The sequence below is a fragment of the Pseudomonas sp. KU26590 genome (assembly GCF_026153515.1).
In the GTDB taxonomy this organism is placed as follows: domain Bacteria; phylum Pseudomonadota; class Gammaproteobacteria; order Pseudomonadales; family Pseudomonadaceae; genus Aquipseudomonas.
The window spans coordinates 3,668,322-3,691,942 of record NZ_CP110644.1; the positions used below are offsets into that span (position 1 = coordinate 3,668,322).

Sequence of the window (23,621 nt, forward strand, 5' to 3'; positions counted from 1 at the left end):
AAGAGCTTGCGTGACGTTTGATCAAGTCACCGAGCGGATAATGGCAGGCCAGGGGCTTCTGCGTAAGGCGGTGACCGGGCTGATTGAGTGAATCATTGTCAGGGTGCTGCGGTCGAAATGTTTGCGTGATGGCGGGTGTGATTCAACGTCACCTGGCACGCCCCTCTCGACGAACCCAAGGAAGCGAAGACCATGAGCATTCCCGTTCCCGCAGAAACGCCCGACCCGAATATCGACGACCCCGAGCTGCCTGTGCCGAAGCCAGAAGAGCCGCCTTCCCCGCTCATGCCGCCTGTGATCGAACCGCCAGTGGGTGACCCACCGAGCAGTGAGCCGCCAGCGATTCTGGATGACAAGTTTCCAGAGTGATTCACTACCCGACGCGGTTGTAGGACCGGCTTCAGCCGGGAAGCTTGTGGGTGCCATGCCGCGATGTTCAGGGTGTGCTTACCGGCCTCTTCCCGGCTAAAGCCGGTCCTACAATGCGCGTGTTTTCCGTAGGACCGGCTTCAGCCGGGAACCAGTCACAACCGCAATGTTCCTGAATGACCGCTGGCTCAAGGCTCCTGCGCATCGCCACCCGTCTTGCGGGCCGGGTCATGTGCACGTTCTTCCGCCGATTCGACGCGCCTGACGATCATCGGCATCAGGCTGAAGATGCCCAGCGCCAGCACCGTACTCAGTACCGCCGTCATTTCCCTGCCCATCCCGGCCGCGATACCAATGGCCGCCGTCATCCACAAACCGGCCGCAGTGGTCAGGCCCTTTACCTGGGTGGTATTGAGCGCGTCGCCCTTGAGAATGGTCCCGGCACCGAGAAAGCCGATCCCCGCCACAATGCCCTGCACCACCCGGCTGAGTGCAGCGTCGTCAGCCCCGGCCATGCGCGGCACCAGCACAAACAGCGCAGCACCCATGCACACCAGCATGTGGGTTCGAACCCCGGCCGCCTTGCCCTTGTGTTCCCGCTCAAACCCCAGAATCCCGCCAAGCAGCGCCGCAATGACCAGGCGTATGGTCACGCGGGTGATCTGCCCGGCATCCGTGATATCGGAGAACTCGGCCTGCAGTGTGTCCACGACTTCTTCCCACCAGGCATTCATCAGTGCATTCCCCTCAATCAGCTTAAGTGCGGTATGGACCGCAGCGGGGGCCGAGAGTGCGGAAGGTGCCTAGCGAGCCTCACGGCCTGATCCGGTTGTAGTGGGCTAATCTGCATCTGTACTAATCCGCAGGCAGCGCGCATATTTTGACGCCGCAGCCGGGTCATCAGCCCTTCCCTCCGGCCGGCCCCCCCATGGCTGCTGCGCCCCGCAAGCCCTCAGCACGAGCCCACCATGAAGCGTTATGAAAAGTTTGCCGATGACATTGCCGAGCTGATTCGCACCGGGGTACTGGCTGCGGGTCAGCGCGTGCCGTCGGTGCGCTACGCTAGCCAGACCCACGGCATCAGCCCGTCGACGGTGTTCCAGGCCTATTACCTGCTGGAACGTCGAGGTCTGATCCGGGCGCGGCCCCGCTCAGGGTATTTCGTCAACGACAGCGTCCGCCTGCAAGGCCTTGGCGATCTGCCTTCGGAGCACGATGCGCGGCCCGCGCCCCAAGTGAGCGAATCCACCGAAGTCGACGTCAGCGAACTGGTGTTTTCGGTGCTGGAATCCATCAAGGATCCGAACATCGTGTCATTCGGCTCGGCGTTCCCCAGCGCCGGGCTGTTTCCGTTGCAGCGCCTGGCCCGCTCCCTCGCCAGCGCCACCCGCGACATGGACCCGCGCATGGTGGTCAGCGACATGTCACCCGGCAATCCGGCCCTGCGCCGGCAGATCGCGCTGCGTTACATGGTTGCCGGGCAGATGTTGCCCACGGATGAGCTGCTGATCACCAACGGCGCCCTTGAAGCCCTGAACCTGTGCCTGCAAGCCGTGACCGAGCCCGGTGATCTGGTGGCCATCGAGGCGCCGGCGTTCTACGCCTGCCTGCAGGTGCTCGAACGGCTGAAGCTCAAGGCGGTGGAAATTCCGGTGCACCCGCAACAGGGCATTGACCTGGCAGTGCTTGAGCAGGCACTTGAGCGCTACCCGATAAAGGCCTGCTGGAGCATGACCAGTTTCCAGAACCCCACCGGCGCGACGGTGCCCGAATCGCGCAAAAAGGAACTGGTGGAGTTGTTGCGCAAACATGAGGTGCCGCTGATCGAGGATGACGTTTACGCCGAGCTGTATTACGGCCAGCACGCGCCGAAACCGGCGAAGGCGTTCGACACCGAAGGCCTGGTCCTGCATTGCGGCTCGTTCGCCAAGAGCCTCGCGCCCGGCTACCGGGTGGGCTGGGTCGCTGCCGGGCGTTACGCGCAGAAGGTCGAACGGCTGAAAATCATGACCTCGCTGTGCGCCTCGATGCCCGCCCAGGCCGCCATCGCCGATTACCTGCAACACGGCGGTTACGACCGCCACCTGCGCAAGTTGCGCCATAGCCTGGAAGATCAGCAGCGCGCCATGCTCGGCGCCATCGCCCGGTACTTCCCCGCGCAGACCCGGGTCAGTCAGCCCACCGGCGGGTACTTCCTCTGGGTTGAGCTGCCGGAACAGATCGATTCGCTGAAAGTGTTCCAGGCCGCCCTCGCCCAAGGCATCAGCATCGCCCCCGGGCCGATGTTTTCGCCGACGCGGCGCTTCCAGCACTTTATCCGCCTGAACTACGGCAGCCCGTGGGATGAAACGTCGGAGCGGGCGATGGAAACGCTGGGGACGATCGTTCGGTCGATGATGGCTGGCTAAAACATGCCTGGCAGTATCGAAACGGGTCAGGGCAGAAACGTGATGGCGCCACGGTGATGGTTTTTGATTCGGGCAGGCAGCGCTGATGGCTTCTGATTCTGGCCGAAGGCCGTAGGAGCGCGCTTGCCCGCGAAGGCGTTAGTACGGACCTGAGAAATGTGGCGGATTTACCTGCTCTTTCGCGGGCAAGCGCGCTCCTACAGGGGAATGCGTTTCAGCAGGGAGGACGCGTGCAGCCAGCCAGGTCCCGCGGCAATCGCAAGACCTCACCACCTCGGGGCATCAGAGTTATCACCTAGCGCCCGCCGCCCAGATCAATGAACGACCCGGTCGAATACGATGCCTTGTCCGACAGCAGCCACAGGATCGCTTCCGCTACTTCATCGGCCAGGCCGCCGCGGCCCATGGGGATGGTCGGCTCCAGCTTGCTGACGCGATGAGGGTCGCCGCTCAGGGCGTGGAAGTCGGTGAAGATGTAACCGGGGCGCACGGCGTTGACCCGCACGTTCTCGCCCGCCACTTCCTTGGCCAGCCCGACGGTGAAAGTGTCCAGCGCGCCTTTCGACGCCGCGTAATCGACGTATTCACCGGGCGACCCCAGCCGTGCGGCCACGGACGACACGTTAACGATGCTGCCGCCGCGCCCGCCGTGGCGGGGCAACATGCGCAGCAGCGCGTGCTTGCTGCACAGCATGGGGCCGACGACGTTGCTCATCATGATTTTCAGCAGACGAAACTCGGACATCGTGTCCAGCCGCGAGGCCTCGCCCACTGTGCCGGCATTGTTGACCAGCGCGGTGATCCGCCCCATCTCGGAGTCGATCCGGGCAAATAGACGGATGATTTCGTCCTCGTTGCTGACGTCGGCCTGAACCGCGATGGCATGCCCGCCCGTTTCGCGAATCTGCCCGCACAGCCGCTCGGCAGAGCCGTGATCGGACAGGTAGTTGATGCACACGCGATAACCCTGTGCTGCGGCCAGAACCGCCGTAGCGGCACCGATACCCCGGGAGCCACCCGTGATGAGGAGATTTTTATCCATAAATGTACTCAGTCGATCAATGCGTGGAGGTGGGAGTGGGCATTAACACTTAATCCATGATTTCGCCGACGCGCTGGCGGGCCGCCTGGATATCGGCCATGAAGCGTTCGGCCGGCAGCGGATGACCCAGCAGGTACCCCTGCAACGCGTCGCAGCCCAGTCGCGTGAGGAAACTTTGCTGGCTGGCGGTCTCGACACCCTCGGCGACGATGCGCAGGTTCAGCGCCTGGCCCAGCGCAACGATGGCCGAGACAATGGCCGCGTCATCGCTGTCGTGCTCCAGATCGCGGACAAAACCACGGTCGATCTTCAACTCGTTGGCCGGCAGGCGCTTGAGGTACATGAGGCTGGAATAGCCGGTGCCGAAGTCGTCGATGGACAGGTCGACGTGCATGTCCGAGAGCTTCTGCAGCACGGTCATGCTCGCGTCGGCATCGCTCATGGCGGTGGTTTCGGTGATTTCCAGGGTCAGGCAATTGGCCGGCAACCCGTGGTTTGCCAACGCGTCCGAGACCGTCTCGACCAGCCCGACATGGCTGAACTGCAACGCTGACAGGTTTACCGCGATACGCCAGTCGGTATTGCCGCTGTCGTACCAGCGCTTCATCTGCCGGCAGGCCTCGTTCAGCACCCACTCGCCGATCGGAATGATTAACCCGGTTTTTTCCGCCAGGCCGATGAATGTGTCCGGCATCAGCAGCCCGTGCTGCGGATGGTTCCAGCGCACCAGCGCTTCGGCACCCACCGGCCGGTGGGTGCTTGCGCAGAACTTGGGCTGATAATGCAGGCAGAATTGCCCGTCACGCAGCGCAAGGCGCAAATCCTGCAACAGCTGGAGCTTATTGCGCGCGTTGGTGTTCATCGACGCATCGAAAAAGCTGTAGCCGTTCTTGCCGGCATTCTTGGCGTGGTACATCGCGGCATCGGCGTTCATCAGCAGTTCCTGCTGGGTGCGGCCGTTGCCAGGGTACAGGCTGATGCCGATGCTCACCGTCACCTGCAGATCATGTTCCTGCACGCTGAACGGCTGGCTGACCAGTGCCACTTGGCGCGAGGCGACGCTGACTGCCTCTTCGCCATCGTCAAGCTCCACCAGCAGCACGAACTCATCGCCGCCGATGCGCGCCAACGTGTCGTGGCGATGGAAGTTTTTGCGCAATCGCACGGCCACTGCACGCAAGAGCTGGTCGCCGACGTGATGGCCGAACGCATCGTTCACCGGTTTGAAGCCGTCCAGATCCAGAAACATCAGCGCGAACATGCCGCCCTGGGCATCGACCTTGCGCATGGCCTGATCGATGCGATCGGCCAGCAGGATGCGGTTGGGCAGCCCGGTGAGGTTGTCGTGCAGGGCCAGTTGCGTCAGCTCGCGGTTGGCTTCTTTCAGCGACGCCGACAATTGGGCGGTGCGCGCCGCCATACGCGCATCAAGCACGGACGTCAGCAAGGTGATGCCCAGCACCGTCAGACTGGTGATCAACACCAGCTTGTCCAGTCCATCGGCCTGCAGGCCGTTGGGAATCGCGCCACAGAAACTGCCGGCCGGGAAGTTGGCGGCGGTCATCGCGGTGTAGTGCATGCCGAGGATGGCGAAGCCCATGACCACCGCCGCGCCGCCGCGGGCCAGTCGCACGTAAGGGGTTTCCTTGCGCAGCCGCACGGCGATGCCCAGCGCTGCGCCAGACGCGGTGACGGCAATCACCAACGACAGGCCGAACAAGGTGGGGTCGTAGTCGATGCCCGGCTGCATGCGCATCGCCGCCATGCCGGTGTAATGCATGGCGCTGCTGCCCAGGCCCATGACGAAGGCGCCAAGCAGGATGTTCGACAACGGGACGCGATCATGACTGACCAGCCACAGCGCGAAACCCGAAGAAAAGATGGTGATCAGCAGCGAGAGCAGTGTCAGCGGGATGTCGTACGCCAGCTGGATCGGCAGCGTGAACGCCAGCATGCCGATGAAGTGCATGGACCAGATGCCCACGCCCATGGACAGCGCGCCGCCGCACACCCACAGCAGCCTCGCCCGACCGCTGGCCGAAGCAATGCGCCCGGCCAGATCAAGGGTCGTATAAGACGCGAGAATCGCTACGAGGACTGAAATCAGAACCAGCGAGTAAGTGTAATGGCCGATCAACATGGGTTGGCCCTTGGCTCAACGAAGTGCGGCTTTAAGCCCCGATCAATTGGGCGGCGATTGTACCGAAATTCCCGTGAAAATCCCGTCACTCCGTCGCAAAGATGGCACATCGCTATTTACCTGAAGTTAACGGTCCGATACGTCGGCGCCCGGTGTCAGGCCGGTCGCGGCGTCCCAACCGCCACCCAATGCCGCAATCAGCTGGGCGCTGGCGACCAACCGGCTTTCCAGCACGTTAAGCACGCTGCGTTCGTTGCTCAGCGCCGTGGTCTGCACGTTGACCACGTCCAGATAGCCGATCAGCCCGGCTTTGTACTGGTTGTTGGTCAGGCGCAGGGAGTCACGCGCCGATTGCAGCGCCTCGTCGCGCACGCCGGCTTCCTGCTCATATACCCGCAACTGGGCCATGTAGTCCTCGACTTCCTTGAAGCCGTCCAGCACGGTCTGGCGATACTGCGCCACGGTCTGGTCGTAGACCGCTTCGGTGCGGTCCACTTCAGCAGCGCGCTGGCCGCCATCGAACAGGGTCATCGCCAGTTGCGGGCCGACCGACCAGAAGCGGTTGGGCAGGGAAATCCAGTTGCTGACGGTGCTGCTGCTGTAACCGCCGCTCATGCTCAGGGTCAGGTCCGGGTAATAGGCGGCCTTGGCCACGCCGATATTGGCGTTGGCGGTCATCACCGATCGCTCGGCAGCGGCGATGTCCGGGCGGCGTTCGAGCAATTGCGACGGGAGCCGAGCCGGGATTTGCGGCACCGCCGGAATCGAGGTGGTCGCCGCGAGGCTGAAATCCGCTGGCGCCTGGCCCATCAGCACGGCAATCGCGTTTTCGAACTGGGCGCGCTGCCATCGCAGATCGATCAGGTCGGCCTGGGTGCTTTTGAGTTGCGTCTGCGCCTGGGCGGTGGCATCGCGGCCGGAAATCCCGGCGCGGTACTGGTTCTGGGTCATGGTCAGCGAGCGCTGATAGGCGTCGACGGTCGCTTCCAGCAGACGCTTCTGCTCATCAATCACCCGCAGTTGCAGGTAGTTCTGCACCAGTTGCGATTGCAGGCTCAGACGCATCGACGCCAGATCGGCAAGGCTGGCCTGGGCGCTGGCCTTGTCGGCTTCCAGCCCCCGGCGCAACTTGCCCCACACGTCGGCTTCCCAACTGACGCCCAATTGGGCGTTGTAGGTGTCACGAATGCCGCTGCTGGAACTGCTCAGGCTCGAACTGCTGCTGCCGGTGCCCTGGCTCGAGCGGTTTTTGCTGGTGGTCAGGTCCAGCGTCGGGAAAAACGCGCCCCGCGCACTGCGCACCAACGCGGCGGCCTGCCGGTACTGGGCTTCGTATTGCGCCACGGTCTGGTTGGACGTGTTGAGTTTTTCCACCAGGGCGTTGAGCTGGGCGTCGCCGTAGATTTCCCACCACGCGCCGCGGGCGATCGCATCACTCGGGTTGGCCTGGGTCCAGCCTTCGGCCTGCTTGAAGTGCGCCGGGGTCGGCATGTCCGGCGTCTTGTAATCCGGGCCGACGGCACAGGCACTGAGCAGCAGCGCACACAAAGCGACGGCAAAGGTCCTGTGAAACGGCAACGTCCGCTGTGAGTCAGGCGCTTTCATCGAGTCATTCATAGCGGAGTTTCCAGGGCAGCATCCGTCTGCACACCGCGCCATTTATTGAAACGATGGCGCAGACGGTCGAGATAAAGGTAAACCACGGGCGTGGTGTACAGCGTGAGGATCTGGCTGAGGATCAGGCCGCCGATGATGGTCAGGCCCAGCGGCCGACGCATTTCCGCACCTTCGGCGCTGCTCAGCAGCAACGGCACGGCGCCGAGAATCGCTGCCAGCGTGGTCATCAGAATCGGCCGCAGACGTTGCAGGCAGGCATTGCGAATGGATTCCACCGGGGTCATGCCGCCCTGGCGCTCAAGCTGCAAGGCGAGATCGATCATCAGAATCGCGTTCTTTTTCACCACGCCGATCAGCAGAAACAGCCCCAGCAGCGAGATCAGGCTGAACTGCCCGCCGGTGAGGTAAATGCTCAGCAGCGCGCCGACCCCCGCCGAGGGCAATGTCGAGAGGATGGTCAGCGGGTGAATGTAGCTTTCGTAGAGAATGCCCAGCACCAGGTACACCGCTACCAGCGCCCCGAGAATCATCCACGGCTGGCTCTTCTGGGTAGCAGCGAAGGCGTCGGAGGTCCCGGCCATCTTGGCAATCACGTCTTCGGGCAGGCCCACCGCGGCAACCGCGCGTTCGATGGCGGCATTGGCCTGATCGAGGGTGACGCCATCGGCTAGGTCGAAGGAGATGTTTTCCGACGCGAACTGGCCGTCGTGGCTGACCCGGTCGTCTTCCAGGCTGCGCTCGTAACGGGCGATGGTCGACAGCGGCACCCGCGCGCCGTCGGCAGTGATCACCTGAACCTGCTCCAGGGTGGTTGGGTCGAGGGCGTATTTCGGGTTGACCTCCATGACCACCTGATACTGGTTCAGCGGGTCATAGATGGTCGACACCTGACGCTGGCTGTAGGCGTTGTTCAACACCGTGGTGACCATGTTCATGTCGATGCCCAGACGCTTGGCCGCATCGCGGTCAACGATCAGTGTCACCTGCTGGGTGCCGCCGCCGTCGTTGGCGTCGATGGCAGTCAGCTCCTTGAGGGACTTCAGTGCGGCGACAATCTTCGGGTACCACAGGCGCAGGGTTTCCAGGTCGCCGCTTTGCAGGATGTACTGGTACTGCGAGGTGGTCTGCTCGCGGCCACCGCCCATTTGCAGGTCCTGATCCGGTTGCAGAAACAGCCGTCCGCCCGGCACCAGGGGCATTTCCTTGCGCAGCCGCTCGACCACCTCCATGGCGCCAATGTTGCGTTCCTTGATCGGCTTCAGGCGCACGATGATGAACGCATTGCCGGTGCCGCCATTGCCGCCAATGAAGCCCGCGACGCTCTCCACGGCCGGGTCCTTGAGGATCGCGGAGCGGAAGATGTCCATTTTCGGCTGCATCACCGAGAACGACAGGCCGTCGTCACCGCGCACAAAACCCATCAGTTGGCCGGTGTCCTGCTGCGGCAGAAAAGTCTTTGGCACCACCACGTACAGCGCGACGTTGCCGACGATGGTCAGCAGCAGCGTCAGCAGGGTCAGGCGCCGATGCCGCAGCACCCAGCGCAGGCTGCGGTCGTAGCCGGCGACCATGCGGTCGTTGGCCCGCTGGCTCCAGCGCTGCAAGCGGTTTTCCGTGCCGGGCACGTGGGGCTTCAGCCAGCGCGCGCAGAGCATCGGCGTCAGGGTCAGCGAGACCACCAGCGAGATGACAATCGAGACCGACAGGGTGATGGAAAACTCGCGGAACAGGCTCTCCACCAGCCCGCCCACGAACAGGATCGAGACAAACACCGCCACCAGCGAGACGTTCATCGACAGTAGTGTGAAGCCGACTTCCTTGGCGCCGAGGTAAGCAGCCTCCATGGGCGGCACGCCTTCGTCGATGTGCCGGGAGATGTTCTCCAGCACCACGATGGCATCGTCGACCACCAGCCCGGTGGCGAGAATCAGCGCCATCAGCGACAGGTTGTTCAGCGAGAAGCCATACAGGTACATGATCGCGAAGGTGCCCACCAGCGACACCGGCACCGCCAGGGTCGGGATCAGCGAGGCGCGGAAATTCCCCAGAAACAGGAACACCACCAGAATCACCAGCACCACGGCAATCAGCAGCGTCATCTCGGCTTCGTGCAGCGTGGCCTTGATCACCGGCGAGCGGTCCATGGCCAGGTCGAGCTTCACGCTGGCGGGCAGCACGGCTTGCAACGCGGGCAACTGCGCCTTGATCGCCGCCACGGTTTCGATGATGTTGGCCCCGGCCTGACGGTTGATCACCAGCAGCACCGCGGCCTTGTCATTGAAGAAGCCGCTGTTGTAGCGGTCTTCCACCGAATCCTTGACCTTGGCCACGTCTTTGAGCCGCAACGCCGCGCCGTTGGCGTAATGGATGATCAGCGATTCGTAATCCTTGGCCTTCTCCAACTGATCGTTGGCCTGCACCTGCCAATTGTGCTCGCTGTTCTCCACCGAGCCTTTCGGGCGACGCACATTTGAATTGGAGATGGTCGTGCGCACTTCGTCCAGCGACACGCCGTACTGCGACAGCAGCTTGGGCTCCAGTTCCACGCGCACGGCCGGCAGCGAACTGCCGCCGATCTGCACCTCGCCGACGCCGTTCACCTGGGACAGGCTCTGGGACAGAATCGTCGAAGCCATGTCGTAGAGCTCGCCCTTCTCCAGCACGTCGGAGGTCAGCGACAGCACCATGATCGGCGCCTGGGACGGGTTGACCTTCTTGTAGGTCGGCATGCTGCGCATCCCGCTGGGCAGCAGGTTGCGCGCGGCATTGATGGCCGCCTGCACTTCCCGCGCAGCACCGTTGATGTCACGGTCCATGTCGAACTGCAGAATGATCCGCGTCGAGCCCTGACTCGAACGGCTGCTCATGGTGTTGACCCCGGCGATCACCCCGAGGGAGCGCTCCAGCGGCGTCGCCACGCTCGACGCCATGATTTCCGGGCTGGCGCCAGGCAACGAGGCGCTGACCACGATCACCGGGAAATCCATGTTCGGCAGCGGCGACACCGGCAGCAGACCGAAGCTCATCCCGCCCAGCAGCATGATTGCCAGGCTCAAGAGCATGGTCGCCACGGGGCGCTTGATGAAGGGGCCAGAGAGGTTCATGGGGGGCAGCTCCAGGCGGCAAGTTGCAAGCTACACGTGAAAGCAAAAGCCCCGGCCTGCACATTGCTGCTTCTACCTTGCAGCTTGAGGCTTGAAGCTTGCGGCTGGCCGGTCATAGCGCCACCTCGGTTTTCTCTTTGCGCTGAAACCGGCGCCCCAACCGATCAAAATACAGATAAATGACCGGCGTGGTGAACAGCGTCAGCACCTGGCTGACCAGCAGGCCGCCGACCATCACCAGACCCAGGGGCTGGCGCAGTTCGGCGCCGGAGCCTGAGGCAAACATCAACGGGATCGCGCCGAACAGCGCCGCCAGGGTGGTCATGAGGATGGGCCGGAAACGCAACAGTGCCGCGTCGTAGATGGCGGTCTGCGGGTCAATACCGCGGTTGCGTTCAGCGTCGAGGGCGAAGTCGATCATCATGATCGCGTTCTTCTTGACGATGCCGATCAGCAGGATGATGCCGATGATGGCGATCATGCCCAGATCATTGCCGCTGATGAGCAGCGCCAGCAGCGCACCGATGGCCGCCGACGGCAGGGTCGACAGGATGGTGATCGGGTGGATGTAACTCTCGTAGAGCACACCCAGCACGATGTACATGGTGATCACCGCCGCCAGCACCAGCAGCAACGTGCTGGACAGCGAGGCCTGGAAGGCTTCGGCCGCGCCCTGGAATTCCGTCTGTACGCCGATCGGCATGCCGATGTCTTTCTGCACCTGATCGATGACTTCCACGGCCTTGCCCAGCGCAACGCCCGGCGCCAGGTTGAACGACATCATCACCGCCGGAAACTGCCCGATATGGGCAATCGCCAGCTGCGCCTGACGCTGCTCGACCCGGGCCAGACTCGACAGCTTGACCTGCCCGCCGTCGGTGGTCTTGACGTGAATCTGTTCCAGCGCCTCGGGCCCCAGCTCACTGCGCGAGTCGGCCTGTAACACCACGCGGTACTGACTGGCCTGGGTGTAGATGGTGGAAATCTGCCGCTGGCCGAAGGCGTCATACAGCGCGTCAGTGATGTTGGCGACGGTCACGCCCAGCCGGCTGGCGGCATCGCGGTCGATATTGAGGAACACCTGCAAACCCTTGTCCTGCAAGTCGCTGGCGACGTCTGTCAGTTCCGGACGCTGAACCAGCGCCTCCACCAGTTTGCCGCTCCACAGATTGAGCAGGTCGGCGTCCGGCGAGGACATGCTGAACTGGTACTGGGTGCGGCTGACCCGGTCTTCAATGGTCAGGTCCTGCACCGGCTGCATGAACAGGCGGATCTCCGACAGCTGATCGACCTCTGGCTGCAGACGCTGGATCACCTCGGAAGCGGTGACATCCCGCTCGCCGTGGGACTTGAGGTTGATCAGCATGCGGCCGCTGTTGAGTGTCGCGTTGTCGCCGTCGACGCCGATGTAGGACGACAGACTGGCAACCGCAGGGTCCTTGAGAATGATCTTCGCCAAGGCCTGCTGACGCTGGCTCATGGAGGCGAACGACACCGACTGCGGCGCTTCGGAAATGCCCTGAATCACGCCGGTGTCCTGCACCGGAAAGAACCCCTTGGGCACGGCCAGATACAGCAACACCGTGATCCCAAGGGTGGCGACGGCAACCAGCAGGGTCAGCGGCTGATGCCTGAGCACCCACTGCAACTTGCGCCCGTAGGCGGCCACCAGCCAGTCGATCCACGCGCCGCTGGCCCGGTAAAAACGGCCCTGTTCTTCTTCTTTCGGCTCCCGCTTGAGCAAGCGCGCGCACATCATCGGCGTCAGCGTCAGGGACACGACAAGGGAAATCAGGATCGCCACGGCCAGGGTGATGGCGAACTCGCGGAACAGCCGCCCGACCACATCGGCCATGAACAACAGCGGAATGAGCACGGCTATCAGCGAGATGGTCAGCGAGATCAGCGTGAAACCGATCTGCCGCGCGCCTTTGAGCGCGGCCTGCAACGGCGTCTCGCCCTCCTCCAGGTGCCGGGAAATGTTCTCCAGCATGACGATGGCGTCATCGACCACGAAACCGGTGGCAATGGTCATCGCCATCAATGTCAGGTTGTTGACCGAAAAACCGGCCAGGTACATCACGCCGAAGGTGCCGATCAGCGACAGCGGCACGGCCACAGAGGGAATGATCGTTGCGCTGAAGCGCCGCAGAAACAGGAAGGTCACCAGCACCACCAGGACGATGGAAATCATCAGCTCGTGCTGCACGTCGCTGACCGAGGCGCGGATGGTTTGCGTGCGGTCGGTGAGCACGGTGACGTCGAGCCCGGCGGGCAGGTTCTGGGTGATGCTCGGCAGCAGCGCCTTGATCCGGTCGACCACCTCAATGACGTTGGCGCCCGGCTGACGCTGGATGTTCAGCAGCACGGCCTGGCTTTCGTTGGCCCAGGCGGCGAGGCGATCGTTCTCGGCACCGTCGACGATCTCGGCCACGTCCTTGAGCCGCAACGGGCCGCCGTTTTTGTACGCCAGAATCAGGTTGGCGTACTCCTCGGGGGATTTGAGCTGGTCATTGGCGTCAAGCATCGACACCCGCGTCGGGCCGTCGAAGTTACCCTTGGGCGTGTTGACGTTGGAGGCGCTGACCAGCGTGCGCACGTCCGCCAGATTCAGACCGTTGGCCGCCAGTGCGTCGGCGTTGACCTTGATCCGCACCGCCTGACGCTGGCCGCCGGCGATGGTGACCATGCCCACTCCGCTGATCTGCGCGATCTTCTGCGCCATGCGCGTATCGACCAGATCGTTGAGTTTGGGCAGGAGCATGGTTTTCGAGGTAATCGCCAGGGTCAGCACCGGCGTGTCGGCCGGGTTGACCTTGTTGTACGTCGGAGGCGCCGGCAAGTCGGTCGGCAGCAGGTTGGTCGCGCCATTGATGGCCGCCTGCACTTCCTGCTCGGCGACGTCCATGTTGATCTCGAGGCTGAAACGCAGGGTGATGACCGACGCTCCGCCGGAGCTGGTCGAAGCCATCTGGGTCAGGCCCGGCATCTGCCCGAACTGGCGTTCAAGGGGCGCAGTCACGGCACTGGTCATCACTTGCGGACTCGCGCCCGGGTACAGCGTCATCACCCGAATGGTCGGGTAATCCACCTGCGGCAGCGCCGACACCGGCAGCAGCGTGTACGCGATCAGGCCCGACAGTACGATGGCAAGCATGCTCAGCGTGGTGGCGACCGGCCTGAGGATGAACAGGCGTGACAGGTTCATACGTTGCCTTTCTTCGTCGTCTCGGCACCCGCTGACTCACCGGGCTCCTTCGAGGGCTTGCCCTGCAACTGCTGACCCGGCGTGGCCGGAACGTCCTTGCTGTCGTTGACCACGTCCACGGCGCTGCCGTCTTTCAGGCGGTCGGTGCCTTCGAGCACCACGCGGTCACCGGCCACCAGACCTTCAGTGATGACCGTGGAGTTCTCGTCGCTTGGCCCTGTCTTGAGCGCGCGGATGCGCACGGTCTTGTCGCCGTCCATCACGTAAACGAAGGTGCCGTTGACGCCGAACTGCACCGCGGCCGACGGTACCAGCACCACGTTTTTCAGGGTGTTGGCGAGCAGGCGTGCGTTGACGAACTGATTGGGGAAGAGCGCTTCGTTGTCGTTATCGAAACGCGCCTTGAACTTCAGCGTGCCGGTGGTGATGTCGATCTGGTTATCGATGCTGGCGAGCACGCCGGTGGCCTGCAGTTTCAGGTCCCCGCGATCCCACGCCTCGACCGGCAGCTTGCCGCCGCTGCGATAACGACTAAGCACCTCGGCGAGGTCTTTTTCCGGCAGCGTGAAGTTGACGGTGATCGGCTTGGTCTGGGTGATCACCACCAGCGCGGTGGTGTCATTGGCGGCGACCAGGTTGCCGACGTCCAGCTGGCGCAGGCCGATGCGCCCCGAGATCGGCGCACGAATCTGCGAAAACTCCAGGTTGAGCTTCGCATCGCCCACTGCCGCCTGATTGGTCTTGATGGTGCCCTGGTACTGACCGACCAGGGATTCGGCGGTGTCCAGGGTTTGTTTGGCGATGCTGTCTTCTTTGTACAGGCCTCGATAACGCTGTACGTCGAGTTGAGCATTCTTGAGCAGCGCCTGGTTCTGCATCAGCGTGCCTTCAGCCTGTTGCAAGGCGATCTGGTAGCTGCGCGGGTCGATCACCGCGAGCAGATCGCCGGCCTTGACCTGCTGGCCTTCCTGAAAATTGATCTTCATCAATTCACCCGCCACACGGCTGCGCACGTTGATCGTGTTCAGCGCCGTCACGGTGCCGAGGGCTTTGTAGTAAATGGGGAAGTCGCCGGTGCTCGCTGCCGCCACCCGCACCGGTACCGGAGCGGTCGAGCCGCCGAACCCGGGACGCTTGGCCACCGCCTTGCCGCCGCCGCTGCGGCTTGCGCTGGCCTGGGCCTGATCGCCTTTCTGCGCCGTGGCGTTCGGTTGCGACGCAGCTCCCGGCCAGAAGCGCCAGCACAGCCCGGCGACGATCAACAGAACCAATAGGCTTATCAGCCAGCGACGGGAATTGCGGGGGGCAGACGATTGCATGAATAAATCAACCAGTGTGCGCGTGAGCGTCTTCGGGAGGCTGAACAATAAGCACAGTTACCGCTCAGGCAAAGGGCCTTTACCGGCAATTTACCTCGTGCTTACTTTGGATAACGTGCTGACGTACCAATAAAAAACGGCCTGAGGGTGTCAGGCCGCCTGATTGTTGCAGGGTATTGCCGTCCGATGATGGCAATACGCCTTTTGCGAGCTTACTTCAATACAGCCAAGGCCGCGTCGTAGTTCGGTTCTTGCCCGATCTCCGGTACCAGCTCGCTGTGCAGGACCGTGTCGTTTTCGTCCAGCACGACCACCGCACGGGTGGTCAGGCCTACCATCGGCCCGTCGGCGATGGCAACGCCGTAGTCCTGCATGAATTGCGCGCCGCGCATGGTCGACAGGTTCTTCACGTTTTCCAGGCCTTCGGCACCGCAGAAGCGCGCCTGGGCGAACGGCAGGTCGGCGGAGATGCACAACACAACGGTGTTGTTCAGCTCGTTGGCCTTGGCGTTGAAGGTGCGGATGGAGGTTGCGCAGGTCGGTGTGTCGACGCTCGGGAAGATGTTCAGCACCTTGCGCTTGCCGGCGAAGGTTTCCAGGGTGGCGTCGGACAGATCGCCCGCCACCAGCGTGAAGGCTGGCGCCTTGCTGCCGACGGTTGGCAGTTCGCCGCTGATCTGTACCGGGGAGCCTCTACGAGTCACTTGTGGCATGAGCTGAGTCCTTGTTTGAGTGGCATGCGAAGGCGGAAGTTAACCATGAAAAACCGTGGCAACCTACCGCCAGAAATGATTTTGTTGTCAGGAATCGCAGTGCATTACCGGTTTGTCCATCAGCCCCGGACGCGAGCAGACCTCCACCACCCAGTCGACGAATACCCTCACCCGCCGGGACGTCTGGCGGTGTGCCGGGTACAGGGCGGTCAGGGGCAGCAGCGGTTGCTCGACGTCGCCCAGCACTTCGATCAGATCGCCACGACGCAGCAATTCGGCGACGTGGTAATACGGCGTCTGCACCAGCCCGTAACCTGCGCTGCATGCCGCCAGATAACCATCGGCGCTGTTGGTCGCCAAGGCCTTCGGCAGGTCCGGCGCCTGGGTCAGGCCGTCGATGACGAACTCGATCCCGTAGCGCTTATTCGTGGTCGACGAGAAGTATTCGATGATCTGGTGGTGCTGCAAATCGGTCAGGCTGTGCGGCGTGCCCCGGCGTTGCAGATAGCCCGGGCTGGCGCACACCACCTGGCGCATTTGCGCGAGGGGTCGGGCCACCAGCGAATGATCCAGGGGCTGCCCGCCACGGATCACACAGTCGTAGCCCTCGCGGATCAAGTCCACCGGGCGATCGTTCATGCCCACCTCCATTTCCAGCCGGGGGTAATGTTCGGTGAACTCTGGCAACAGCGGCATGATGATCAGTCGGCCGATGCCCGACGGCATGTCGATGCGCAGCACCCCTTCCGGCTCCTTGGCCACCGAAGAGAACACCGATTCGGCTGCTTCCAGCTCGTTCAGTACATGGACGCAGCGTTGGTAATAGGCCTGACCGTCCGCCGTGGGCGTCACCTGCCGCGTGGTGCGCATCAACAATTGCACGCCCAGTTGCGCTTCCAGTTGCTTGATCAGAATGGTCACCGAGGCGCGCGGCAGGTGCAGGCTGTCGGCGGCCCTGGCGAAACCGCCCAGCTCGACGATGCGCGTGAAGGCCCGCATCGCATTGAATTTATCCATGGCTCGTCACGGGTCCGCTGAAGGATTGTTTAGAAATCACCAATAGTGAAAGCACTTTTAGCCGGTTTATCCCGACGCTGTCGAGGCGCAAGAATGGTGGTTCTCTTGATCACCAAGGCATCCATCATGCAAACGCGTCAACTTGGCAAAAACGGACCGCAGGTCTCGGCCCTGGGCCTGGGCTGCATGGGCATGACCGACTTCTATACGACAGGCGGCAATCCCGACGAAGCCATCGCCACCCTTCACCGAGCGCTGGAACTGGGCGTTACCCTGCTCGACACCGCCGACATGTACGGCCCGCACACCAACGAAGAACTGTTGGGCAAGGCGCTGGTCGGCAAGCGGGACCAGGCATTTATCGCCAGCAAGTTCGGCATCGTGCGCACGCCGGGCGATGCAGGCGCGCGCGGGGTCAATGGCAGTCCCGAGTACATCCGCACGGCGATCGATGGCACGCTGCGACGCCTGAAAATCGACACCCTGGATCTGTATTACCAGCACCGCATCGATCCTGGCGTGGCGATCGAAGAGTCCGTTGGCGCCATGGCCGAGCTGGTCAAGGCCGGTAAGGTGCGTTTTCTCGGCTTGAGCGAAGCGTCGGCCAGCACCCTCGAGCGCGCGCACAAGGTTCACCCCATTGCCGCGTTGCAGACCGAGTACTCACTGTGGAGCCGCGATCCGGAAGAAAACGGCGTGCTCGAGACCTGCCGCCGTCTGGGCATCGCGTTCGTTCCGTACAGCCCGTTGGGACGAGGTTTTCTGACCGGCGCCCTGAAAAACCCGGAGGACTTCGCCGCCGATGACTATCGCCGCAGCAGCCCGAGATTTCAGGGCGAGAACTTCGCCACAAACCTGCTGCTGGTGCAGAAGGTAGAGCAACTGGCGGCAGAAAAAGGCATCACCGCCGGCCAGCTGGCCCTGGCCTGGGTGCTCGCCCAAGGCAATGACGTCATCCCGATTCCCGGCACCAAACAACGTAAATACCTGGAAGAGAACGTCGCCGCCCTGGACGTGACCCTCGACGCGACGGAGTTGCAGGCGTTGAAAGACCTGTTCCCGGTTAACGCCGTCGCGGGTGGCCGTTACCCCGATGCGGCGATGAAGCTGGTCAACGGGTGAAGCGGGTGAGTCGGTAGCCGCGTCAATCACCGCTGCCTGACCCGCAATACCCGGCTTGCTGGCGGCTACGCTCCGCCGCCAGCAAGCCAGTGCCCTTCCCTTTGGCCTCGTCGGGTCAAAAATCCCGCTTGTAGAAGATGTCCAGCGAACTCGCCACGCCGCCCGCGACCTCCAGGTACACCTTCTTGCTGAGCAGATAGCGCAAGGTCAGCGTATTGGCCGGTTCAAACACCCCCACGCCGTAACGCAGGCTGAGCTTGTCGGTGATCTTGCCGCTGGCGACCACGGCGGTCTTGTCGCCGCTGCCCGAGGTGTCCAGATCGAAATCCTGAATCCCCAGCCCGGACGCCAGCTTGCCCGCCGTCGACGAACCGCCGGCCAGGCCCAATGCCAGCGCCGCTTGGGCGACCATGTTGCTGTCTTCACCGTTGGTGCTCAGCGGACGGCCCAGCACCAGGTAGGACAGCGCCTGTTCCTGGCTCATGGCCGGCTCGGAGAATACTGTGGTGGTCGGTTGTTCGGCACTGCCGGTCAGGCGAATGCCGGCAATCACGTCGTCGGTCTGGCGGATGGCTTCGATGTCCAGATACGGCTGGTCAACCGGCCCTGCGAACAACAGGCGCGCCTTGCGGATGGTCAGGCGCTGGCCGTAAGCGCGGTAGCGGCCATCGTTGAGATTCAACTCGCCGCGGGTGTCCATGTTGTCGCCGATGTGCACGTGGCCGACGAGATTGGCGGTCAAGCCGAAACCGGTGAAGCTCAGGGTCTCCTGGCCCACTTCGACGTTCACGTCCATGGCGATTGCCAGCGGGGTTTTGCCCTGTTTAGTCTGCTGGCCGACGATTACCGTGTCATCGGAGACTTTCACGGTCGAGGGCGGCAGCTGACGCACAGTAATTTCGCCTTTTGGGATCAAGACTTTGCCCGACACCGCGAGCCGGTCGCCCTGCAAAGTGATCTTCAGGTCCGGTGCCGCCTCCAGCTTGGCGTACGGCTCAACGGTGATCGGCAGGTGCGTGCCCTTCAGGGCCATGTCGACGTCCAGTGCATCGGCCCAGGCCACATGCCCGCCAATGCTGCCCTGACCCGTCGGGCCGCTGCGCCAGTTGCCGGTCAGATCAACGCGCTCGCCGGCAATCAGCGCCTGCACGTTGAGTTTTTCAAGGCTCACCGGCAATTCGGGACCGGAGACTTCGCCGTCATTGAGCGTCACGTTGCCGTTGACCTGGGGCGCCAGCAGGCTGCCCGAGATCCGCCCGCTGCCGTTGAGTTTGCCGTTGAGCTTTTCCACCATGGGCACGAAGGGCCGTGCGGCCGACACGTCCAGGCCGCTGAGGGTGAAGTCACCGGTCACGGGTTTGTTCCTGGCGATCGGGTCGATGCTCAATCGGGCCAGCAACTCACCGAGCTTGCCGCCACGAAAATCCACGCTGGTGTCGACCTTCTTCGGGGTCAGGCTGCTGGTCAGCTTCAGCGTGTCGTAGGGGAAGTCGAGCCACTGATTCTTGTCCTTGACCCGCAGCGTCCCGCCACTGGCGTCGATGACCACCTGACCATTGGGGCCGGCGGCGGGAACGTCCAGCTGGATATCGGCATTCAACGCGCCCTTCCAGGCGAAATCCTTGGGCAGCCACTGCGCCAGGCTTTCCAGCGGGAAGCGCTTGAGGTGGTAGCGCAGGCGCGGTTCAGGCATCAGACGCTGATCTTCGCCACACAGACTCGCAGGCCCCGACACCCAGCAATGGGCACCGAAATTGACCTTGCCGTCGGCCAGGCGCTCCAGTTTGGCCGGCTGTTGCAGCTTCCAGTCCTGCCCGCCGCTCTGGATGTCGCCGCTGGCCAAACGCCCGCGCCAGTTGCCTTTTTCCAGATTGCCATCCAGTGCGAGGGCCAGTTTGAGCAGCGGCCCTTTAAGATCGAGTTTGACTTGCTGACGCTTGATGTCGCCCTGGCCGTTCACATTCAAGGCGCCCAGTGCGGTGTCGCCGGCTTGAATGCCGGTGGTCTTCAGATCAACCGTCGCGCGCTGGGCGTTGTCGAGCTTGGCCGCCAGCGTAAGGGTTTGCAGCGTGTTGGTCTGAAAAGCCAGTTGAGTGCCCTGCAACGCCAGTTGTCCCTGAGGCGCCTGCACCGTGCCGGCGACGTCGAGGCGCCCTTTCATCTGCCCTTGAAGCCCGGGCCACAGTTGACCCAGTCGCGCGAGGTTGATGTCCAGTTGGCCGGCGATTTTCTGCTGAAGGCTGCCCGTGCCCTGAATCCGGTTGTCGCCCAGCCGCATGTCCAGGGCGTTGAGATTCCATTTGTTGTCGGCGCCATCTGCCTTGGCCTGAAGTACCGCAGGCTGGCCGCGCAGGCGCCCCTTCAGATCCAGATCGGCGTTCAGCGTCAGTTGCTCGTTGCGCATCGAGCCTTTGCTGCGCAACGGACCGGCCAGGGAGCCCGGCAATTCCGCGACCCAGTAAGCGGGATCGATGGCGCTGAGGTCCAGCGCTGTATCCCAGGCAATGCCGTCGGCAAATTGCAGGTTCAGGTGACCGCTGGCCTTGCCCTGCCCGGCTGCCAGTTCAAGCTGGGGCAGGAAGATCTGCTGCAGATCCCCGCTGAACGGGCTCTGCAACGTGAACGGGCCGGCCGGGCCCTTGAAATCGCCAGCGAAATGGCCAAGGTATTTGCCGTCGGTGTAGGACACCTCCCCGGTGAACGTATGCACGCTGACCTGGGGCTCGTCGATCAGCGGGCACAGGCGATGCCAGGGGAAATCCAGCCAGTCGATCTTCGCGTCGGCGCGCAGGCCCTGTTGCCAGTCCAGTTTACCGCTCGCCTTTAGGCGCTGGTTGTCACTGGCGGTCAGGTCAAGCGCCGCGATGTCAGCGCCCTTGGCGTCGACCCGGCCTTGCAACGCCAGCGCCACCGGGCCTTTTTCAGCGGGAAGGCTGGCGCTGCCGGTGATGGCGTAACCCTGGGCAAGGTCGCCCTTCGCGTTGAGAGCCAGGTGATTGAGCTGCAACGTGTCTGGCAAATCGGCACTGGGTTTGAACGCGTCGCTGGTGATGGCGATGTTTGCCGGCAGGTTTTCCACCAACGGCTGCAGCTCGCCCACCAGATGAGCGTCAATGTAGCCCTTGCTCTGCGCGTTGAGGGTCAGCGTCTTGAGCAGGTCCCCTTTAATGTTTAGCGCCAGCGACAACGGCTGACCACTGACGTCCGGCAGCTTCAACTGCCCCTCTGCGGTCAGCGGCCAGTCGCCCTCGGGCTTGAGCAGGCCCGACAGGTCCAGCGCGATGTCATCACGACCGGCGTGCAGCGAGTCGATCTTCAACCCTTCAGCGGTCCAGTGCGCTGCCAGTTGCACGTCGCGAACCTGTTCGGTGCCGTCCAGGTGCAGACTGCCGATCTGTACGCGACCCAGCTGTAGCGCCAGCGGCAGATTGAGATCCGGCAGCGTGATCGGGCCGCTGCTCGCCTCGTTGCTGGAGGGCGGGAATTGCAGACTGATGTCGCCCGTTTGCAGGTTGTCGATGCACACGGTCATGCGCGCCAGGCACGCCGGGGACCAGTCAAATACCGGTGCATCCACTTCGACCTTGCTCTGGCCTTGCTGCCAGACCAGATGGTCCGCTTGCCATGCGCCGCCCAGACGACCGGAAAACCCCTCGACCGACAGGCCCGGCACAAGACCGAGGGCCCAACGGCTGCCGCTTTGCGTACCGAGCAGGAGGGTCACGGTCAGCACTACCAACATAATCAACGACACCAGCGTAATCGCCGTTATGGCCGCTGTGCGTCTCAACAAAGCCTTGTTCGTCACAGTTCAGGTCCCATCGAGAAGTGCAGACGAATACCGCCGTCCTCATCCAGTGCGTGGGCGAGGTCAAGGCGCAGGGGCCCGACCGGAGACACCCAGCGCACACCAATGCCGACGCCCGTCTTGAGGCTCGGCAGGTTCAGGGAATTGAACGAGTTGCCCTGATCGACGAACGCCGCCACGCGCCATTTTTCGGCGATGGAATATTGGTACTCGGCGCTGCCGGCGATCATGTAGCGGCCGCCGATCTTGTCGCCGTCGGAGTTTTCCGGGGACAGCGATTGATAGTCATAGCCGCGCACGCTCTGGTCGCCACCGGCAAAAAAACGCAGCGATGGCGGGATCGATGTGTAGCCGTTGGTGGCACTGCCGCCGACCTGCACCCGGCCGAGGAACCGGTGGTTCTGCGCGACGGTGGTCAGCCCTTTGAGCATGACCGTGCCGTGCACGAGGTTGGCGTCAGAGCCCAGCCCTTCTTTGGCGACCTGGGTATCGAACTGCAGCCGGTAGCCATTGTGCGGGTCGATGCGGTTATCGCTACGCAGGTACGAATAGCTGACGCCGGGCATGAGCAAGGTGCTGAGGCCTTCATCGTTGCCCAGTCGGTATTCTTCGCGCTGCCATTTCAGCGAGATCACCCGCTCCCAGCCGCTGGGCAGTTTGCTGTGCCACTCAGGGCCGACGGTCAGCAGTTTGCTGAGGCTGTCGGTGTCGGCGATTTCTTCATATTGATAGCCGCCGGCGAAACGCAGCTTGTCGGTCAGGGGCGGGTCCAGCGGGATATCGTAGAACAGGCCGACGTTCTGCCGAGGGGCGGAGATTTCGGCTTCAGCGCCATAACTGTGACCCTGGGGATTGACCCAGTGGCGGGTCCAGTTGGCTTTTACCCGAGGCCCCACGTCGGTGGAATAGCCGACGCCCAGCCCCATGGTCCGCGGCTTGCGGGTCTGCAACTGCACGTCGACCGGAATGACCTGAGCCTGGGCGTCAGTGGGTGATGCGTTGACCCGCACGCCTTCGAAATAGCCGCTGGACTGCATGGCCTGATTGAGTTCGGCGATCAGTTCGGAGTCGTAAGGGGTGTCCTGTTTGAACGGCACCATGCGCCGCAGCAGGTCTTCATCGAACGGCGCGTCGCCACTGAACGTCACTTTGCCAAGGGAGAAACGCGGCCCGCTGTCGTAGACCAGTTCGATGTCGGCGACACCGGCGCGCGGATCCACGGAAAGCCGTTGGGTCACGAACCGGCCATTGAAGAAGCCGTAGCGCGCGGCCTGGGTCTCGATCAGGTGCTTGGCGTCCTCGTAGACGCCATGATTGAGCACCGCGCCGGGTTTCAGGGCGTCGCCCTCTGGCACCCGGAAGCGTTTGAGCTGGGTGGCCTGTCCGGTCACGCGGATAGACACGTTGCGCAGGTGGACGGGCTCGCCGGCCTGGACTTTCAGCAGCAGTTGCAGGTTGTTGTCGACGTGGCGGACTTCGCTGTGAATCTGCGCCTGATAATAGCCAAGGGCCTGAGCGGCCTTTTGCGCCTGCTCGACGGCCCCCACGCTGAAGCGTTCGAGCGCCGGCTCGTCGCGCTCGCCGAGGCTGCCCACATAGCCTTCGATGTTGGATTTGAGCGCGGCATTGGACGGCTTGATCCGGACCTCCAGCTGCGCATCGGCGAATGCCGCACAGCTGGACAACATCAAGAGAAAGCCGCTGGTGTATCGATGGGGAAACTTCATAGGCGCGAATGCTACACGAGCGACGCG

At 63.0% G+C, this 23,621-nt stretch carries 14 protein-coding genes; 3 read left to right on the forward strand and 11 right to left on the reverse strand.

Annotation, left to right across the window (positions count from 1 at the left end; genetic code table 11):
• Nucleotides 1-192: 192 nt before the first annotated feature.
• Complete coding sequence (locus tag OKW98_RS16005) at nt 193-369, forward strand: hypothetical protein (protein ID WP_265385637.1); 177 nt, start codon at nt 193-195, stop codon at nt 367-369.
• Between the two features lie 188 nt (nt 370-557).
• On the opposite strand, the gene OKW98_RS16010 is transcribed toward OKW98_RS16005, so the two are convergent.
• A complete protein-coding gene (locus OKW98_RS16010) occupies nt 558-1,103 on the reverse strand; it encodes an MgtC/SapB family protein (RefSeq protein WP_265385638.1) in 546 nt (181 codons plus the stop codon).
• A 234-nt stretch (nt 1,104-1,337) separates the two neighbouring features.
• Between OKW98_RS16010 and mapR the strand changes: the two genes are divergently transcribed.
• Entirely contained in the window at nt 1,338-2,777 is a 1,440-nt protein-coding gene (gene mapR / locus OKW98_RS16015; protein ID WP_265385639.1) for a GntR family transcriptional regulator MpaR, read from the forward strand.
• 295 nt (nt 2,778-3,072) lie between these two features.
• Here mapR and OKW98_RS16020 read toward each other — a convergent pair whose 3' ends face one another.
• The 8 genes from OKW98_RS16020 to OKW98_RS16055 all read right to left on the reverse strand — a co-directional run bounded on the left by OKW98_RS16020 (nt 3,073) and on the right by OKW98_RS16055 (nt 16,937).
• Nucleotides 3,073-3,819, reverse strand: coding sequence for an SDR family oxidoreductase (locus OKW98_RS16020; protein WP_265385640.1), 747 nt, complete (start codon nt 3,817-3,819; stop codon nt 3,073-3,075).
• Between the two features lie 49 nt (nt 3,820-3,868).
• Nucleotides 3,869-5,959: a putative bifunctional diguanylate cyclase/phosphodiesterase gene (locus OKW98_RS16025; RefSeq protein WP_265385641.1), complete on the reverse strand. Its 2,091-nt coding sequence runs from the start codon at nt 5,957-5,959 to the stop codon at nt 3,869-3,871.
• A 126-nt stretch (nt 5,960-6,085) separates the two neighbouring features.
• On the reverse strand, nt 6,086-7,564 hold the full coding sequence (locus OKW98_RS16030) for an efflux transporter outer membrane subunit (protein WP_265389749.1): 1,479 nt from the start codon (nt 7,562-7,564) through the stop codon (nt 6,086-6,088).
• 8 nt (nt 7,565-7,572) lie between these two features.
• On the reverse strand, nt 7,573-10,680 hold the full coding sequence (locus OKW98_RS16035) for an efflux RND transporter permease subunit (protein WP_265385642.1): 3,108 nt from the start codon (nt 10,678-10,680) through the stop codon (nt 7,573-7,575).
• Nucleotides 10,681-10,792: 112 nt separating this feature from the next.
• The gene (locus OKW98_RS16040) at nt 10,793-13,888 is read right to left on the reverse strand and encodes an MdtB/MuxB family multidrug efflux RND transporter permease subunit (protein ID WP_265385643.1); all 3,096 of its coding nucleotides are present in this window, start codon (nt 13,886-13,888) and stop codon (nt 10,793-10,795) included.
• Entirely contained in the window at nt 13,885-15,222 is a 1,338-nt protein-coding gene (locus tag OKW98_RS16045) for an MdtA/MuxA family multidrug efflux RND transporter periplasmic adaptor subunit (protein ID WP_265389750.1), read from the reverse strand. Before OKW98_RS16045 ends, OKW98_RS16040 begins: the two co-directional genes overlap by 4 nt.
• A gap of 197 nt (nt 15,223-15,419) precedes the next feature.
• Entirely contained in the window at nt 15,420-15,920 is a 501-nt protein-coding gene (tpx, locus tag OKW98_RS16050) for a thiol peroxidase (protein WP_265385644.1), read from the reverse strand.
• A gap of 87 nt (nt 15,921-16,007) precedes the next feature.
• A complete protein-coding gene (locus OKW98_RS16055) occupies nt 16,008-16,937 on the reverse strand; it encodes a LysR family transcriptional regulator (protein ID WP_265385645.1) in 930 nt (309 codons plus the stop codon).
• 126 nt (nt 16,938-17,063) lie between these two features.
• Between OKW98_RS16055 and OKW98_RS16060 the strand changes: the two genes are divergently transcribed.
• A complete protein-coding gene (locus OKW98_RS16060) occupies nt 17,064-18,059 on the forward strand; it encodes an aldo/keto reductase (RefSeq protein WP_265385646.1) in 996 nt (331 codons plus the stop codon).
• Between the two features lie 115 nt (nt 18,060-18,174).
• Here OKW98_RS16060 and OKW98_RS16065 read toward each other — a convergent pair whose 3' ends face one another.
• Together OKW98_RS16065 and OKW98_RS16070 are read right to left on the reverse strand one after the other, a co-directional pair.
• A complete protein-coding gene (locus tag OKW98_RS16065; protein ID WP_265385647.1) occupies nt 18,175-21,801 on the reverse strand; it encodes a translocation/assembly module TamB domain-containing protein in 3,627 nt (1,208 codons plus the stop codon).
• Between the two features lie 62 nt (nt 21,802-21,863).
• Nucleotides 21,864-23,594, reverse strand: coding sequence for an autotransporter assembly complex protein TamA (locus tag OKW98_RS16070; protein WP_265385648.1), 1,731 nt, complete (start codon nt 23,592-23,594; stop codon nt 21,864-21,866).
• Nucleotides 23,595-23,621: the final 27 nt, after the last annotated feature.